Here is a 16,025-nt window from a genome sequence, read left to right on the forward strand (position 1 = left end):
CAAAAAAAGCCGTGTACCAAGTCACGGCTTCTTAAGTGACAGCCAAAAATAGACGGTTTAAATACCTTTTGGGCCACTAATCAACAGTCTAGCTGTCCATCAACGGTGCAGACTATATCACCTCAGCCTTGCCCTAACAAATTTCCGCGTCAGCCAATGAGACTTTTAGCAATTCAATTTCGCTATAACTTGAGCGGCCATATCACGGGCTTTACGGTCAATCACCAACACCTCGTCCACACTAGCAGGCTCTTGTAATGATAGCTGATCCACTACAGTACAATTGATAACTGCAATATCAGTGAAACGAATTTTCGAATCTAGAAATGCCATCACAGATATTTCGTTAGCGGCATTCAGTGCCGTTGTTGCCGCTTGCCCTGTATTCGAGGCCTCAATCGCCAGTTTCAGGCATGGATAACGCTGATAATCCGGTTCAGCAAAAGTCAGTTCGCGAATGTTACAGAAATCTAACGGCGCCACACCTGAGTTCACCCGCATTGGATATGCCATCGCATGCGCAATAGGTGTGCGCATATCTGGCGTGCCCATCTGCGCTAATACGCTGCCATCATGGTAGCGCACCATCGAGTGAATCACAGATTGAGGATGTAAAATAACCTCCACCTGCTCTGCGCTAGCATTAAATAACCATCGCGCCTCGATATACTCTAGCCCTTTATTCATCATTGTCGCTGAGTCGACAGAAATTTTACGCCCCATCGACCAATTTGGATGTGCGCAAGCTTGGTCTGGAGTGACATCTGCAAATTCGGCCAGTGGCGTTTCGCGCAATGGGCCACCAGAGCCGGTTAAAATAATGCGGGAAATACCATTATCGCTCAGTGAAGAATAGCCTAATTGAGACTGAACCCTCTCAGGTAAACTCTGAAAAATAGCATTATGTTCGCTGTCGATAGGGAGCAGTTGCGCGCGACTGTGCTTCACTTCATCCATAAAGAGCTTGCCACAGGTAATCAATGACTCTTTGTTGGCCAGCAATACTTGTTTACCCGCGCGGATGGCCGCAAGCGTAGAGGGTAAGCCCGCAACACCGACAATAGCCGCCATCACCTGATCAACATCATCGATAGCCGCCAGTTCACACGCGGCTTTTTCGCCAGAATAGACCTCAGTTCGTGAGCCATTTTCAGCCAACAGACGACGTAGCGCTATAGCTGATGTTTCGTCCGACATCGCCGCATAACGGGGGGCAAACTCGAGACATTGCAGTGCCATCTGCTCAACATTGCGGCCAGCAACCAATGCGGTGACTTTGAACAATTCGGGGTTAGCGCGCACAACACCCAGAGTGCTGTTGCCGATGGAGCCGGTAGAACCAAGAATAGTCAGTTGCTTCATGAGAGTACTCTGAATAACTGTTTTTATGATAGGCGAGGTATTCACCAACCTGCATAACAGGTGGAATAACGATGATCCCCAATCCCGATTTGTGGCGTTTCACTGCCGATAACATATTGTTTTAATAAAAATTGACCGGATGAAGCATCAATTACATAAAACATTGGGCCATCTAAAAACAAAGCGCCGCCTAAGCGACGCTTTGCCTTGCGAGTGAAGATTAGAAATCCATCAACTCGGCTTCTTTGGCAGCCAAGGCTGCATCAACTTTCTTGATGAATGCATCGGTCAATTTTTGCACATCATCCTGAGAGCGGCGATCCTCGTCTTCGCTGATTTCTTTATCTTTCAATAACGCTTTCACTTTATCATTAGCATCACGACGCACGTTACGAATAGAAACACGGCCTTGCTCTGCTTCAGCGCGAACAACCTTGATTAAGTCTTTACGACGTTCTTCAGTCAGTGGCGGCAATGGAACACGAATCACAGTGCCGGCAGAAGAAGGATTCAGACCCAAATCTGAAGACATAATCGCTTTCTCAACTGCGGCACTGAGGCTACGGTCAAAAACGGTCAGTGCTAAAGTACGGGAGTCTTCAACAACAACGTTAGCCAACTGACGCAATGGTGTTGGCGTACCGTAGTACTCAACCTGGATGCCATCAAGGATACTAGGGGAAGCACGGCCAGTACGAATCTTACTAATATGGTTTTGGAAGGCTTCGACGCATTTTTCCATGCGTACTTCGGTATCTTTTCTAATTTCGTTAATCACGTTGTGAACCCTTGAAAACTGATTACTTGGCAAGCTATAGCTTAAGTATAGCCGGTGAATATACAAACCAACAGTCGCTGGCTAAAGGGGCTTGCTCTTCAATCTAGATGCCCCTGACAGTGCAAGCAGTCGCTTATTTAGAGATAGCAGTCACTTCTTTAGTGATCAACGTCCCTTCATTCTCACCCATCACCACGCGGCGCAGAGCGCCAGGTTTGTTCATGTTGAAGACACGAATTGGCAGGTTATGGTCACGTGCCAGAGTAAAGGCTGCCAGATCCATAACTTTCAGCTCACGTTCTAAAACGTCCTGATAGGTTAACTGTTCGTACAGTGTCGCGTCAGGATTTTTCACCGGATCTGCGGAGTAAACCCCATCGACTTTAGTTGCTTTCAACACAACATCAGCTTCAATTTCGATGCCGCGCAGACAAGCCGCAGAATCCGTGGTGAAGAATGGATTACCTGTACCTGCAGCAAAAATCACCACACGGTTGTGACGTAGCAGGCTGATTGCCTCGGCCCAGCTGTAATTATCACACACACCATTAAGTGGGATAGCAGACATCAGGCGGGCGTTCACATAGGCACGGTGCAGTGCATCTCGCATTGCCAGGCCGTTCATTACGGTAGCCAGCATCCCCATGTGGTCGCCCACTACGCGGTTCATCCCAGCCTGTGCCAAACCGGCACCGCGGAATAAGTTACCACCGCCAATGACCACACCGACCTGAATGCCCAATTCGACCAGCTCTTTAACTTCTTGAGCCATGCGATCCAAAACGCTTGCGTCGATACCAAAACCTTCTGCGCCTTGCAGGGCTTCGCCACTAAGCTTAAGCAGGATACGCTGATATACGGGTTTTGCATTGGTTGCCATGGTGTTGTGTCCTGAGCAGCAGTAAAAATAAGGATTAGAGGCTTGACCGTCAGAACTTCAAAGCTATATTTTGCGTTGAAAACTGACCGGACTAAGATTATACCCTAAATAGTTCGAGTTTCAGGAAGGCGACAACTGAGCGTTCCTCAGGAGCTTACATCAGTCAGTGACTGAGGTGAACGAAAGCAGTCAACACACCTGTAACTTGAAGAATAGCGGGTATCGGGTAGATAAAATGGAACCGCCGATTGGCGGCCCCATTTTTAGCATTAAGACTGTTTGCTCATTGCTGCAACTTCAGCAGCAAAGTCAGTCTCAACTTTCTCAATGCCTTCGCCCACTTCGAAGCGGATGAAGTTTACAACGTCAGCTTTGTTCTCTTTCAACAAATCACCAACAGTTTTGCTTGGGTCCATAACGAAGTTCTGACCAGTCAGAGAAACTTCGCCGGTGAACTTACGCATGCGGCCTTCAACCATCTTCTCAGCAATTTCACGTGGTTTGCCGGATTCGATAGCAATGTCCAACTGGATTTGGTGCTCGCGAGCAACAACTTCAGCAGGAACATCTTCTGGCTTAACATATTCAGGTTTGCTGGCAGCGATGTGCATAGCGATGTGCTTAACCAGCTCTTCATCAGCGCCAGTTGCTGCAACCATAACACCGATACGTGCGCCGTGCAGATAAGTACCCAGAACATCGCCTTCCAGAACAGCAACACGACGAATGTTGATGTTTTCGCCGATTTTAGCCACCAGGTTTGCGCGTTGTTCTTCGAACTTAGCTTTCAGAACCTCGATATCAGCGATTTTGTCAGCCAGAGCTGCGTTGATAACTTCTTCGCCGAATGCTTTGAAGCCAGCATCTTTAGCAACGAAGTCAGTTTCACAGTTCAGTTCCAGAATCACACCGAATTTGCCGTCGGCTGAAACTTTAGCCAGGATGATACCTTCAGCAGCAATACGGCCTGCTTTCTTGGCAGCTTTAGCCTGACCAGATTTACGCATATTGTCGATGGCAAGCTCAATGTCGCCGTTAGCCTCAACCAACGCCTTCTTACATTCCATCATGCCTGCAGCAGTACGCTCACGCAGTTCTTTTACCAAAGCAGCGGTAATAGCAACCATTTCAATTTCCTCGGTTCTCTTGTGAAAACAAGATCTCACATTAGATACGCAAAGGGGGCCTATAAAAGGCCCCCTAACCAACATATTTCAATACCTGGTTAATAAGGGCTCACACCGAGCCTGACTTATTATTCAGCTTCTACGAAGCTTTCTTCCGCTTGAACGGCCAAGTCTTGAGAACGACCTTCATTGACGGCAGTAGCTACAGCGCTCAGGTACAGTTTAACTGCACGGATTGCGTCGTCGTTACCTGGGATGATGAAGTCAACGCCATCTGGATCGGAGTTAGTATCAACGATAGAGAATACCGGGATACCCAGGTTGTTAGCTTCTTTGATAGCGATGTGTTCGTGATCAGCATCAACAACAAACAGTGCGTCTGGTAAGCCGCCCATGTCTTTGATACCGCCCAGGCTGTTTTCCAGCTTGCTCAGTTCACGAGTACGCATCAGCGCTTCTTTTTTGGTCAGCTTATCAAAGGTGCCGTCTTGAGACTGGATTTCCAAATCTTTCAAACGTTTGATGGACTGACGAACAGTTTTCCAGTTAGTCAGCATCCCGCCCAACCAGCGATGGTTCACGAAGAACTGGTCGCAGTTGTTGGCAGCTTCTTTTACCGCTTCGCTTGCTGCGCGTTTAGTACCAACGAACAAGATCTTACCTTTACGGGAAGAGATCTTTTTCAATTCAGCCAGAGCTTCATTGAACAGTGGTACGGTCTTTTCCAGGTTGATGATGTGAACTTTGTTACGTGCGCCGAAGATGAAAGGCTTCATTTTCGGGTTCCAGTAACGGGTCTGGTGACCGAAGTGAACACCGGCCTGGAGCATGTCGCGCATGGAAACAGTTGCCATGATTAAAACCTCTATAGTATCAGTTGGGGTTATGCCTCCACGTGTCCCATAACGCCGACCCCATAAGCGATTGAAATAATCAAAAACTTTAGGGCACCCCGGCGTATGTGTCGACACGTGTGTGTTATTTACACATATGAGTGCGATTGGTATTACTCGGCTAACCGGCCCCTCTCCACCAGAACATCCCCAATAACATCTGGAATTGTCCAAGAATCAGAGTACGGTTTTCCGGCGCGCTTTATACCATAAATAGCCGCAACACACCACCTTTTGTTGCATTTAGTGTCGTCACTGCAAACGAAAGTTTGGCAGCAAATTACAGGGCTGGTACCATTAAGAAAGATTTTTGTTAATCGATATTTACCTGCTCATTTCGACCTCTATGCCCGGTAAGGGCGTAATTAATTAATGGCGGCTGAAACTCACGGCCCCTACGGACACTTTTGCATGGCAATCTCAATCAAAACACCTGAAGATATTCAAAAAATGCGCGTTGCTGGCCGCTTGGCTGCTGAAGTGCTGGAAATCATCGAGCCTTACGTAAAACCCGGCGTCACCACCGGCGAACTTGACCGTATTTGTCACGACCATATCACCAATCACCAGCAAGCTATTTCTGCGTGCCTCGGCTATCACGGCTTTCCGAAATCGGTCTGTATTTCAGTCAATGATGTTATCTGCCACGGCATTCCAAGTGATGAGAAAGTGCTGAAAGATGGCGATATCGTCAATATCGACGTTACCGTCATTAAAGACGGTTTCCACGGCGATACCTCCAAAATGTTTATTGTTGGTAAGCCCACTATCCTTGGCGAGCGCTTGTGCCGAGTGACACAAGAAAGCCTGTATCTGGCAATCAAGATGGTAAAACCCGGTATCCGTCTGCGCACCTTGGGCAAAGAGATCCAGAAGTTTGTCGAAGCGGAAAAATTCTCGGTGGTGCGTGAGTATTGTGGCCACGGGATTGGTGAAGGTTTCCATGAGGAACCACAAGTTCTGCATTACGATGCTGATGATGGTGGTGTCGTGCTGCAAGCGGGAATGGCTTTCACCATTGAGCCGATGGTCAATACTGGGGATTACCGGATTCGCACCATGAAAGACGGTTGGACAGTAAAAACTAAAGATCGCAGCTTGTCGGCGCAGTACGAGCATACTATTGTGGTAACTGATAACGGCTGCGAAATAATGACGTTGCGCAAGGATGACACCATCCCCAACATCATAACGCACGAGTAATAATGACAAGCCGGCCGCCGCCGGCTTTTTTATGGGCTGCACTGTTTGCAGGTCAACATTCATCAGGTAAACATAATGGCTGACAATCACACCGAGCACGCTGTCTCATCCGCAGTAACGAAAGTCATTCCTGAGCAGCCCGCACTACCGACGACCTACCTTGATGACGAGCTTAATTGCCCAATTCTCAAGCAGCGGTTAGAGGCTTTCCAAGTTTGGTTAGCTGATGCATTCAATGGCGGAATCAGTGCAGAAACATTAATTGCTGCACGCAGTGATTACATTGACCGCCTGTTGCAGCGGCTGTGGACATTCTATGGTTTTGATGACGTCCCAGAAACCGCACTGGTCGCCGTTGGCGGCTATGGCCGTGGTGAACTGCATCCATTATCTGATATTGATGTATTAATCCTCAGCAAGCAGCGCCTGAATGAAGAGCAGGCCCAGCAGGTCGGCCAGTTGATTACTCTGCTATGGGATTTGAAGCTGGAAGTCGGCCACAGCGTACGTACGCTGGAAGAGTGTTTGCTAGAGGGGCTGGCCGACCTCACCGTTGCCACCAACATGATTGAATCGCGTTTAATTTGCGGCGATGTTGCCCTGTTTCTACAGATGCAAAAACACATTTTCAGCGACAGCTTCTGGCCCTCACCCAAGTTTTTCCATGCTAAGGTGGTTGAGCAACAAGAGCGGCATAAGCGCTATCACGGCACCAGCTATAACCTGGAGCCCGACATCAAAAGCAGCCCCGGTGGATTAAGAGATATTCATACCTTACAGTGGGTGGCTCGCCGCCATTTTGGTGCCACCTCCTTAAGTGAAATGGTTGATTTTGGCTTTCTAACAAAAGCAGAGCGCAATGAACTTATTGAAAGCCAAAGCTTTTTATGGCGCATCCGTTTTGCATTGCATTTAGTCCTAACCCGCTATGACAACCGCCTGTTGTTTGACCGCCAACTGAGTGTGGCTCAGCTTCTGCAATATCAGGGCGAGGGGAATGAACCGGTCGAACGTATGATGAAAGATTTTTATCGTATGACTCGGCGGGTTAGCGAACTGAACAACATGCTATTACAGCTGTTTGATGAAGCTATATTGGCACTGGATACCAATGAGAAACCGCGTCCGCTGGATGAAGAATTTCAATTGCGTGGCAATTTAATCGACCTGCGTAATGAGAATCTCTTTATTGAGCAGCCCGAAGCTATTATGCGCATGTTTTACCTTATGGTGCGTAATCAGGATATCAAAGGCATTTACTCCACCACCGTGCGCCGTTTGCGCCATGCGCGCCGGCACCTGAAACAGCCATTATGCAACATCCCGGAAGCCCGCAAGCTGTTTATGGCTATTTTACGCCACCCTGGCGCGGTTTCTCGGGCCTTGCTGCCAATGCATCGCCACAGTGTTCTGTGGGCCTACATGCCGCAATGGGGCAGTATCGTCGGGCAGATGCAATTTGACCTGTTCCATGCTTATACCGTCGATGAGCACACTATCCGGGTGTTACTGAAGCTTGAAAGTTTTGCCGATGAAACCACCCGCCCTCGCCATCCCCTGTGTGTTGAACTTTATCCGCGTTTGCCTCAGCCTGAGTTATTGCTGCTCGCGGCACTGTTCCACGACATTGCTAAAGGCCGAGGAGGTGACCATTCAATTTTGGGCGCTCACGATGTGTTGGAATTTGCCGAGCAGCATGGATTGAACTCCCGCGAAGCTCAGCTTGTTGCTTGGTTAGTCCGCTGTCATTTATTGATGTCAGTGACAGCTCAGCGTCGGGATATTCAAGACCCAGCAGTCATCCAACAATTCTCCGCAGAAGTGCAAAGTGAAACCCGCTTGCGTTATTTGGTCAGCCTGACCGTTGCCGATATTTGTGCCACCAATGAAAACTTGTGGAACAGCTGGAAGCAAAGCCTGTTGCGCGAACTTTATTTCGCCACAGAGAAACAACTGCGGCGTGGCATGCAAAACAGCCCAGATTTACGTGAACGCGTTCGTCATCATCGGCTACAAGCACTGGCATTATTGCGCATGGATAATATCGATGAAGAGGCGCTGCACCGCATCTGGAGCCGTTGCCGAGCCGATTATTTCCTGCGCCATTCACCGAATCAATTGGCTTGGCATGCCCGACATTTACTGGAACACGACTCAACAAAACCATTGGTGCTGGTTAGCCGTCAGGCAACACGGGGCGGAACAGAAATCTTTATTTGGTGCCCTGACCGCCCATCCTTATTTGCCGCCGTTGTCGGTGAGCTGGATCGGCGCAATCTGAGTGTCCATGACGCACAGATTTTTACTAACCGAGATGGCATGGCGATGGATACATTTATCGTGCTGGAGCCCGATGGCAACCCATTGGCACAAGATAGGCACCCTATTATCATCCATGCATTGCAGCAAGCGATGACCCGACAAAACTATCAACACCCACGAGTAAGACGTTTATCGCCCAAATTACGCCATTTCAGCGTCCCCACTGAAACCAATTTCTTGCCAACACATAACGAACGCCGGACTTATCTGGAGCTCATTGCGCTAGACCAGCCGGGGCTACTGGCTCGCGTCGGTGATATTTTTGCAGATTTAGGGTTATCGCTGCATAGTGCGCGTATCAGCACAATTGGCGAACGGGTGGAGGATTTATTCGTATTAGCAGACAAAGATCGCCGGGCTTTAAGCATTGAAACCCGTCGTGAATTAGCACAACGGTTGACAGACACCCTCAATCCGAACGATAAACTGTGATACAAATACCTTTTTAGCGATTTATTTTCTTACAATCGACTACCCAGCATCATTGATGATTGTTGCTCATCCAGCAGCGACCTCAATGGAAGGGTAAAACATCAGGAAAGAGAACAGGATGCAGCAACTACAGAACGTTATTGAAACCGCCTTCGAGCGCCGTGCAGATATCACTCCGGCAAATGTCGATACCGTAACGCGCGAAGCGATTAACCATGTGATTGAGCTGCTGGATAGCGGCACACTGCGTGTCGCAGAAAAGATTGACGGCCAGTGGGTCACTCATCAGTGGCTGAAGAAAGCCGTGCTGCTGTCTTTCCGTATCAATGACAACCAAGTCATGGAAGGGGCAGAAACGCGCTATTACGATAAAGTCCCGATGAAATTTGCAGGCTATGATGAAGCGCGTTTCCAACGCGAAGGATTCCGTGTTGTGCCGCCGGCAACCGTGCGCAAAGGGGCATTTATTGCACGCAACACTGTCCTGATGCCATCTTATGTCAATATCGGGGCTTTTGTTGATGAGGGTACCATGGTCGACACATGGGCCACGGTTGGTTCTTGCGCACAAATCGGTAAAAATGTGCACTTGTCTGGCGGCGTTGGCATTGGCGGCGTATTGGAACCACTGCAAGCTAACCCAACCATTATCGAAGACAACTGTTTTGTCGGCGCGCGCTCCGAAGTGGTTGAAGGGGTTATCGTTGAAGAAGGCTCGGTTATTTCGATGGGCGTATTCATCGGCCAAAGCACCCGTATTTATGACCGCGAAACCGGCGAAATCCATTATGGTCGTGTTCCAGCAGGTTCTGTCGTCGTTTCTGGCAATCTCCCTTCGAAAGACGGCAGTTATAGCTTGTACTGCGCGGTTATCGTGAAGAAAGTCGACGCCAAGACCCGTGGGAAAGTCGGCATTAATGAGTTATTACGCACCATCGACTAAGATTGAAGATAGCGGGCTAATCCCCCGCTATTTTTTTGCCTTGTGAGTTAGTCACATTTTTTGGCGAAAATTACCGTCATAATCATAATCTGTGGAATATATACCTAAAGTAATTGGTATTTACAGGGAGACAGCAAACTCATCCCCGTAATACCCAATACGAAAGGGATAAAACTAAAAAGGTGGCGCTATGTATGACAATCTGAAAAGCTTAGGAATCACACAACCAGAAGATGTCGATCGCTATAGCCTGCGTCAGGAGGCCAATAACGACATTCTGAAAATTTACTTCCGCAAAGATAAAGGTGAATTTTTTGCTAAAAGTGTGAAGTTCAAATACCCACGCCAACGCAAAACTGTGGTTGCTGATAATGCGGGTCACGGCTACAAAGAAATCAATGAAATCAATCCAAATCTACGGTATGTCATTGATGAACTTGATCAACTGTGCAAGCGCGATCAGATTGAAGTTGATTTGAAGCGGAAAATTTTGGATGATTTACGTCATTTGGAAAGTGTTGTCGCCAATAAGATCTCTGAAATTGAATCTGATTTGGAAAAATTAACCAACGGCCGCTAAATCTGATTTTGGTATCCCTGGCGTGCTTGGCATTGCAGGTGAGTAAACATCGCTCCCACCTGCAATTTCAGGAATAAAGGGGATACCCCATAATGAATTCGAGTTGAATTCTGCAGGGTATTTTACTGAAGCAAACGGCCCCACTGCTCAACCCAAGAGGCGGAAATCACCTCTGGCTCAGGGTGTTCCATAGCATCAATTTCTAGCCTTTCACCAATTCTCGTCGCGCCCTGCTCTTGCAATAATTCATCAAATGCGCGCCCAGCACCACAAAAGTTATCATAACTGCTGTCGCCCAGTGCAATGACGCCGTAGCGTAATTCTGGCTGGAAACCAACCTTATCTCGTACTGCAACAAAGAGCGAAGCAATGCTGTCTGGGAAATCACCCTGCCCAGTTGTTGAGGTAACGACCAGCGCATAATGCTGGCGATAATACTGCCAGGCTTCTAAGGTTCCCTCATCAAACACTTTGACCTCGTGCCCTTGCTCTTTCAGTATGTTTTCGGCCTCTTCTGCAACTAATAACGCATTACCGTAGACTGTGCCGACAAAAATCCCGACCTGAGCCATAAAAATCATGTCCTTTTAATGAGAGAAATTATGCTCTATCCTGACCCGCTACCGCCTGAAACTCAACCCTTTCAAGATTAGGGGTAATGCCCAACCAAGCAAAACGTGACATCAGATGTTGCCAGGATTCATCCCAACGAGCGGTCAAACTCAGGGATTCCCCCGTCACTGGGTGAGTAAGATGCAAATGACTGGCATGCAGCATCAGCCGTGAGCAATCGAAATGTTCTGCAACCCCGCGATTTTGGCGCAAATCACCGTGGGTACTGTCACCAATAATGGGATGGCGGATATGCGCCATATGCCGACGAAGCTGGTGTTTACGGCCAGTTTCTGGCTTTAACGCCAATAAACTAAAGCGCGCAGTGTCATAACGCCCAATAGCAATGGGCACTTCCACTTGGGCCAGGGCCTGATAATGGGTGACTGAAAGCTGTGGCGCTTTATCTGGCCGCGCAAACTTATCCGCAATCTTGTCTAACTCTTCAGTCATTTCGTACTCAATAGTGCCATCTTCCAGCACATACCCGCGCACGACCGCATGATATATTTTCTGAATTTGATGCTGCTCGAATTGCAAAGAAAGAGCTCGCGCCACATCACTGGACAGCGCCATTAGCAACACACCGGATGTTGGGCGATCTAAGCGATGAACAGTATAAACATGCTGACCAATTTGGTCGCGTACCGTCTGCATCACAAATACAGTTTCGTTGCTATCTAACCAACTGCGATGGACAAGCCAGCCAGCCGGTTTATTGACCGCAACTATATGTTCGTCTTGATAGAGTATTTCCAGCATTAGTGAGTTTCTTTATTTAGCAGGTCATCTAAACGCTGTAATTCCACCAGCAGTACTGTGCAATCTGGCCGGCCCTCACCACTCAGCGCCTCTTCAAAATAGGGCGTAATCGCGAAACGAGTGGGAAGTGGCCCTTTCGCTTCCAGCAATGCATACATCCGAGGAATAAGTACCCATTGCAGCCACTGCTCGGCCGCCATGGTATCAATGCTGAAAGGCTCATGACTTTCAAAAGCCTCAATTTCGGGCGGAGCTGCTTGCCAAAGGTCAATTGCCCGCATGGCAAGCTCGATATTCTGTAGGCTCTGGCGCACCTGATTTTCTGTATTCATGATGATATTCTCGACCAAAAAACAACCATTCACCGGGCTGGTTCAACAGCGGCCAAGCATATCATTGAAGAAGAATATGCCCAAATTCACCCGCTAGATGACCACGGTGAATTAAGCAAAATACAGATAAAAAAAGGGGTACTGTTTTACCAGTACCCCTCTATTCGTTTTATAGCAATCCAGCTAAAGTGATGCTCCCTGCTCAATCCTTGAAAACTTTTCCGTGCGGTTATCCTAACCAGCAATCCATCGCGTTGTCCTACACCATCCCGGCGTTAATCCTGAAGTTATCCTAACCCACCAATCATCCTGGACTGGCTCTCAATCTCCATCCTGGAGGTGTCCTTTGTTTCATCCTGAAACATCCCTTCACTCATCCTAAGCAGTCCCTGTTTTCTTCATCCTGAAGTGGCACCATCCTGATACCGTCCTTCTCCACCGGATCCTAGCCGGCGAGTAAAGGATCGCTTAATCGGCAAAGAGAGACAAGGTACTGTAAGGGGAATGAGGGGGATGCTTTTATATATAAAAAAATGAATGTTTATAACAAAATGATTTTATTGAAGATAAATCTGGCACAATAATTTCACATAACAGGAATAGAAGTGATGTCTCACAACCGGTGTGCGAGATCTCTCACACCGATTGTGTTGGAATTAGCAATAACCATTTCTTTATTCAGGAAATACTGGACGTAATGCATCCAGAAAATGAGCCAGGGTTGAGGCCAATAATGTGCGTTTTCCGCGGCCAAACTCTTCTAATACAACATTGCCACTGACATTACACAGTGAGGCCATGGTCATTTCCGATGCTGTGGTCGCCAAAAACAGCGTCGGTGAGAGTTTCAGCCTTTTCTGGGTCACCAGATGGCCAATGAGATTTTCCTGTAAACGGATAAAATCATCTTCACTCCAAACTTGCAGCAAGGTAAAGCGGTGATCGCCTAAATCAGCATGCATATCCCCAGCATATTGCTGAGTGTAAAACTCATGAATATCTGGATGAAGCTGAATCTCTAGCGCCCGCTCAATATTGGCAAGATTGGCATCAACGGCGAAAGGTTGCGGCAACCAAAATACCTGATTATCCTGCGTTTCCACCGTGCAGGGAGAGGGAACGCCATACAACTCCTCACTGGCGGGTGGGCGGCCGGTTTGCTGCTGCCATAAATCAATGTAGCGCTGGGTAAAGCTCTTGAGTGCCGTTGAAACGTTCTGCTCCATTCTTCTTCTCTGCATCGCGGCGGCTTAAGTGCACCAAGGTGAGGGTCATCTTCACCTAGAAATACAGTTAAACGCGGCATTAATTGATAAACTATTGCTATTGTACCTTTCTCTTATCATGGGAACAGCATGTCTTCATATCAAGACCACAAAGCTCTGGCACAACTGACGCTGGGCAAACCCACGGCGTATCGCGATCACTATGATGTCACCTTATTGCAGGCCGTACCACGGAGCATGAACCGCGAGCCTCTGGGGTTATATCCCGATAACCTGCCTTTTCATGGCGCGGACATCTGGACATTATATGAGCTGTCTTGGCTAAACAGTAAGGGCTTGCCGCAGGTTGCGGTAGGTGAAATAAGTCTCAGTGCCGACAGTATTAATCTCATTGAATCAAAGAGTTTCAAGCTTTATCTCAACAGTTTCAACCAAACAGCATTTACTGACTGGGAAAGTGTACGCGGCACTTTACAACAGGATTTATCCGCCTGCGCTCAAGGGGATGTCAATGTCAGGCTATACCGGCTGGACGAATTGGCGCATCAACCGATCGCCAATTTCTCGGGAGAATGTCTGGATGAGCAAGATATCAGCATCGATAGCTATGAATTCAGCACCGACTACCTGCAAGGCGCTACAGGTAAAAATCACGTCGAAGAGAGCTTAGTCAGCCACTTACTTAAATCTAACTGCCTGATAACCCACCAACCCGATTGGGGCTCCGTGCAAATCAGCTACAGTGGCCCACAGATAAACCGGGAAGCCCTACTGCGCTATCTGGTCTCTTTCCGCCATCATAATGAATTTCACGAGCAATGTGTCGAGCGTATTTTCAATGATATCATGAACTTGTGTCAGCCAAAAACACTGTCAGTGTATGCGCGCTATACCCGCCGTGGGGGGCTAGATATCAACCCATGGCGATCCAATACTGACTTTTTGCCACCAACTGGCCGTCTGGCACGGCAATAAATGCGGGCATATACGCAACTTTATCACCAGTGACACGTTAGTATTGGCAAAAAGTCAGCGGCGACGTTAAGGTTAACTATAGGTTCCTGATGCTATTTTCAGTATAAAAATCAGTAATGGATACTTAATGGCCTCTCTGATATTCCGCGGAAAACAGAAAGCAGCACTCTGATACACTGGCACTACCACCCCTCTTGGGGTGTAAAGGAGTAACTTTGATTACACATATCAGCCCACTCGGCTCAATGGATCTGTTATCACAGCTAGAAGTGGATATGCTCAAACGTACAGCCAGCAGTGATCTGTACCGTTTATTCCGTAATTGCTCATTGGCTGTTCTTAACTCAGGTAGCCTGACAGACAACAGCAAAGAGCTTTTATCTCGCTATGAAACCTTTGATATCAATGTGCTTCGCCGCGAACGCGGTGTAAAACTCGAACTGGTGAACCCACCAGAGCATGCTTTTGTCGATGGGAAAATTATCCGCTCCTTGCAAGCAAACCTGTTTGCAGTCTTGCGTGACATTCTATTTGTGAATGGTCAAATTGTTAATGCTGGGCGTTTCCAACATCTGAATATGGAAAGCTCCAGCCATTTGACCAATTTGGTATTTTCTATTTTACGTAATGCCCGCGCACTGCATCTTGATGAAGATCCCAATATGATTGTGTGTTGGGGGGGCCATTCAATCAATGAAACCGAATACTTGTACGCCCGTAAAGTGGGCAGCCAACTGGGTTTGCGTGAATTGAACATCTGTACCGGCTGTGGCCCTGGAGCCATGGAAGCCCCTATGAAGGGTGCGGCTGTTGGTCATGCCCAACAACGTTACAGACAAGGGCGTTTTATTGGTATGACGGAGCCGTCAATCATTGCAGCAGAGCCGCCAAACCCGCTAGTCAATGAGCTGATTATCATGCCAGACATTGAAAAACGGCTGGAAGCTTTCGTCCGTATCGCCCATGGCATCATTATTTTCCCTGGCGGCGTGGGGACGGCGGAAGAATTGCTCTACTTGTTAGGTATTTTGATGAACCCGCATAACAGTGAGCAGGTTTTGCCCCTGATCCTGACCGGCCCGAAAGAGAGCGCAGATTACTTCAGAGTCGTGGACGAATTCATCATGAACACACTTGGTGATGAGGCACGGAAATACTACCAGATAATTATTGATGACCCGGATGAAGTCGCCCGTCAGATGAAGAAAGCGATGCCATTGGTGAAAGAGAATCGCCGTAATAGCGGTGATGCTTATAGCTTCAACTGGTCTATTCGTATCGAGCCTGATTTGCAACATCCATTCGAGCCGACTCACGAGAATATGGCCAATCTGGACTTATCGCATAATCAAGCACCAGAAAAGCTGGCCGCTGCATTGCGTCGTGCTTTCTCTGGTATTGTGGCCGGAAATGTAAAAGAAGTGGGGATTCATGCAATTGAAGCTCACGGGCCATTCAAATTACACGGTGACCCGTTGCTGATGAAGCACATGGACCAATTGTTGCAAGGTTTTATCGCGCAATACCGTATGAAGTTACCGGGCAGTGCTTATACACCTTGCTATGAGATTTGTAGTTAAAGAATAAATCACTGTCAC

General features: G+C 47.9%; 15 protein-coding genes. 6 read left to right on the forward strand and 9 right to left on the reverse strand.

Annotation, left to right across the window (positions count from 1 at the left end):
- Window positions 1-165 precede the first annotated feature (165 nt).
- From ispC to rpsB, 5 genes are all read right to left on the reverse strand, one after another.
- Window positions 166-1,362 carry a 1-deoxy-D-xylulose-5-phosphate reductoisomerase gene (gene ispC, locus D5F51_RS17080; RefSeq protein WP_025377287.1) on the reverse strand — a complete coding sequence of 399 codons (1,197 nt, stop codon included), beginning with the start codon at window positions 1,360-1,362 and terminating at the stop codon, window positions 166-168.
- A 220-nt stretch (window positions 1,363-1,582) separates the two neighbouring features.
- Window positions 1,583-2,140: a ribosome recycling factor gene (gene frr, locus D5F51_RS17085; protein WP_025377286.1), complete on the reverse strand. Its 558-nt coding sequence runs from the start codon at window positions 2,138-2,140 to the stop codon at window positions 1,583-1,585.
- A gap of 133 nt (window positions 2,141-2,273) precedes the next feature.
- Entirely contained in the window at window positions 2,274-3,020 is a 747-nt protein-coding gene (gene pyrH / locus D5F51_RS17090; RefSeq protein ID WP_025377285.1) for a UMP kinase, read from the reverse strand.
- Window positions 3,021-3,289: 269 nt separating this feature from the next.
- On the reverse strand, window positions 3,290-4,147 hold the full coding sequence (tsf, locus tag D5F51_RS17095; protein ID WP_025377284.1) for a translation elongation factor Ts: 858 nt from the start codon (window positions 4,145-4,147) through the stop codon (window positions 3,290-3,292).
- A gap of 128 nt (window positions 4,148-4,275) precedes the next feature.
- Window positions 4,276-5,001 carry a 30S ribosomal protein S2 gene (rpsB, locus tag D5F51_RS17100; protein ID WP_025377283.1) on the reverse strand — a complete coding sequence of 242 codons (726 nt, stop codon included), beginning with the start codon at window positions 4,999-5,001 and terminating at the stop codon, window positions 4,276-4,278.
- 450 nt (window positions 5,002-5,451) lie between these two features.
- Here rpsB and map point away from each other — a divergent pair, with 450 nt between their 5' ends.
- The 4 genes from map to D5F51_RS17125 all read left to right on the forward strand — a co-directional run bounded on the left by map (window position 5,452) and on the right by D5F51_RS17125 (window position 10,520).
- Window positions 5,452-6,243 (forward strand): type I methionyl aminopeptidase, encoded by a 792-nt coding sequence (map, locus tag D5F51_RS17110; protein WP_025377282.1) that lies wholly within the window; start codon window positions 5,452-5,454, stop codon window positions 6,241-6,243.
- Window positions 6,244-6,318: 75 nt separating this feature from the next.
- Window positions 6,319-8,997, forward strand: coding sequence for a bifunctional uridylyltransferase/uridylyl-removing protein GlnD (glnD, locus tag D5F51_RS17115; protein WP_025377281.1), 2,679 nt, complete (start codon window positions 6,319-6,321; stop codon window positions 8,995-8,997).
- 118 nt (window positions 8,998-9,115) lie between these two features.
- A complete protein-coding gene (dapD, locus tag D5F51_RS17120) occupies window positions 9,116-9,940 on the forward strand; it encodes a 2,3,4,5-tetrahydropyridine-2,6-dicarboxylate N-succinyltransferase (protein WP_129198044.1) in 825 nt (274 codons plus the stop codon).
- A 190-nt stretch (window positions 9,941-10,130) separates the two neighbouring features.
- Window positions 10,131-10,520: a DUF3461 family protein gene (locus D5F51_RS17125; protein ID WP_004706707.1), complete on the forward strand. Its 390-nt coding sequence runs from the start codon at window positions 10,131-10,133 to the stop codon at window positions 10,518-10,520.
- Window positions 10,521-10,642: 122 nt separating this feature from the next.
- Here the strand turns inward: D5F51_RS17125 and D5F51_RS17130 are convergent, their stop codons facing one another.
- The 4 genes from D5F51_RS17130 to syd all read right to left on the reverse strand — a co-directional run bounded on the left by D5F51_RS17130 (window position 10,643) and on the right by syd (window position 13,452).
- Complete coding sequence (locus D5F51_RS17130) at window positions 10,643-11,092, reverse strand: flavodoxin (protein ID WP_025377279.1); 450 nt, start codon at window positions 11,090-11,092, stop codon at window positions 10,643-10,645.
- 28 nt (window positions 11,093-11,120) lie between these two features.
- Entirely contained in the window at window positions 11,121-11,894 is a 774-nt protein-coding gene (gene truC, locus D5F51_RS17135; RefSeq protein WP_129198046.1) for a tRNA pseudouridine(65) synthase TruC, read from the reverse strand.
- Window positions 11,894-12,226: a YqcC family protein gene (locus tag D5F51_RS17140; protein ID WP_025377277.1), complete on the reverse strand. Its 333-nt coding sequence runs from the start codon at window positions 12,224-12,226 to the stop codon at window positions 11,894-11,896. Before D5F51_RS17140 ends, truC begins: the two co-directional genes overlap by 1 nt.
- Window positions 12,227-12,900: 674 nt before the next feature.
- On the reverse strand, window positions 12,901-13,452 hold the full coding sequence (gene syd, locus D5F51_RS17145; RefSeq protein ID WP_129198048.1) for a SecY-interacting protein: 552 nt from the start codon (window positions 13,450-13,452) through the stop codon (window positions 12,901-12,903).
- A gap of 129 nt (window positions 13,453-13,581) precedes the next feature.
- Between syd and queF the strand changes: the two genes are divergently transcribed.
- Together queF and ppnN are read left to right on the forward strand one after the other, a co-directional pair.
- A complete protein-coding gene (gene queF, locus D5F51_RS17150) occupies window positions 13,582-14,427 on the forward strand; it encodes an NADPH-dependent 7-cyano-7-deazaguanine reductase QueF (protein WP_025377227.1) in 846 nt (281 codons plus the stop codon).
- Window positions 14,428-14,642: 215 nt separating this feature from the next.
- Window positions 14,643-16,007, forward strand: a complete 1,365-nt coding sequence (gene ppnN, locus D5F51_RS17155) for a nucleotide 5'-monophosphate nucleosidase PpnN (RefSeq protein WP_129198050.1) — start codon at window positions 14,643-14,645, stop codon at window positions 16,005-16,007.
- The last annotated feature ends 18 nt before the right edge of the window (window positions 16,008-16,025 follow it).

Origin of the sequence: Yersinia hibernica (assembly GCF_004124235.1) — a bacterium.
In the GTDB taxonomy this organism is placed as follows: Bacteria; Pseudomonadota; Gammaproteobacteria; order Enterobacterales; family Enterobacteriaceae; genus Yersinia; species Yersinia hibernica.

Bases quoted from the DNA above. Each gene is read 5' to 3' on its own strand.
- ispC (WP_025377287.1), bottom strand. From the start codon at position 1,362: ATGAAGCAACTGACTATTCTTGGTTCTACCGGCTCCATCGGCAACAGC.
- pyrH (WP_025377285.1), bottom strand. From the start codon at position 3,020: ATGGCAACCAATGCAAAACCCGTATATCAGCGTATCCTGCTTAAGCTT.
- tsf (WP_025377284.1), bottom strand. From the start codon at position 4,147: ATGGTTGCTATTACCGCTGCTTTGGTAAAAGAACTGCGTGAGCGTACT.
- rpsB (WP_025377283.1), bottom strand. From the start codon at position 5,001: ATGGCAACTGTTTCCATGCGCGACATGCTCCAGGCCGGTGTTCACTTC.
- map (WP_025377282.1), top strand. From the start codon at position 5,452: ATGGCAATCTCAATCAAAACACCTGAAGATATTCAAAAAATGCGCGTT.
- glnD (WP_025377281.1), top strand. From the start codon at position 6,319: ATGGCTGACAATCACACCGAGCACGCTGTCTCATCCGCAGTAACGAAA.
- dapD (WP_129198044.1), top strand. From the start codon at position 9,116: ATGCAGCAACTACAGAACGTTATTGAAACCGCCTTCGAGCGCCGTGCA.
- D5F51_RS17125 (WP_004706707.1), top strand. From the start codon at position 10,131: ATGTATGACAATCTGAAAAGCTTAGGAATCACACAACCAGAAGATGTC.
- D5F51_RS17130 (WP_025377279.1), bottom strand. From the start codon at position 11,092: ATGGCTCAGGTCGGGATTTTTGTCGGCACAGTCTACGGTAATGCGTTA.
- truC (WP_129198046.1), bottom strand. From the start codon at position 11,894: ATGCTGGAAATACTCTATCAAGACGAACATATAGTTGCGGTCAATAAA.
- D5F51_RS17140 (WP_025377277.1), bottom strand. From the start codon at position 12,226: ATGAATACAGAAAATCAGGTGCGCCAGAGCCTACAGAATATCGAGCTT.
- syd (WP_129198048.1), bottom strand. From the start codon at position 13,452: ATGGAGCAGAACGTTTCAACGGCACTCAAGAGCTTTACCCAGCGCTAC.
- queF (WP_025377227.1), top strand. From the start codon at position 13,582: ATGTCTTCATATCAAGACCACAAAGCTCTGGCACAACTGACGCTGGGC.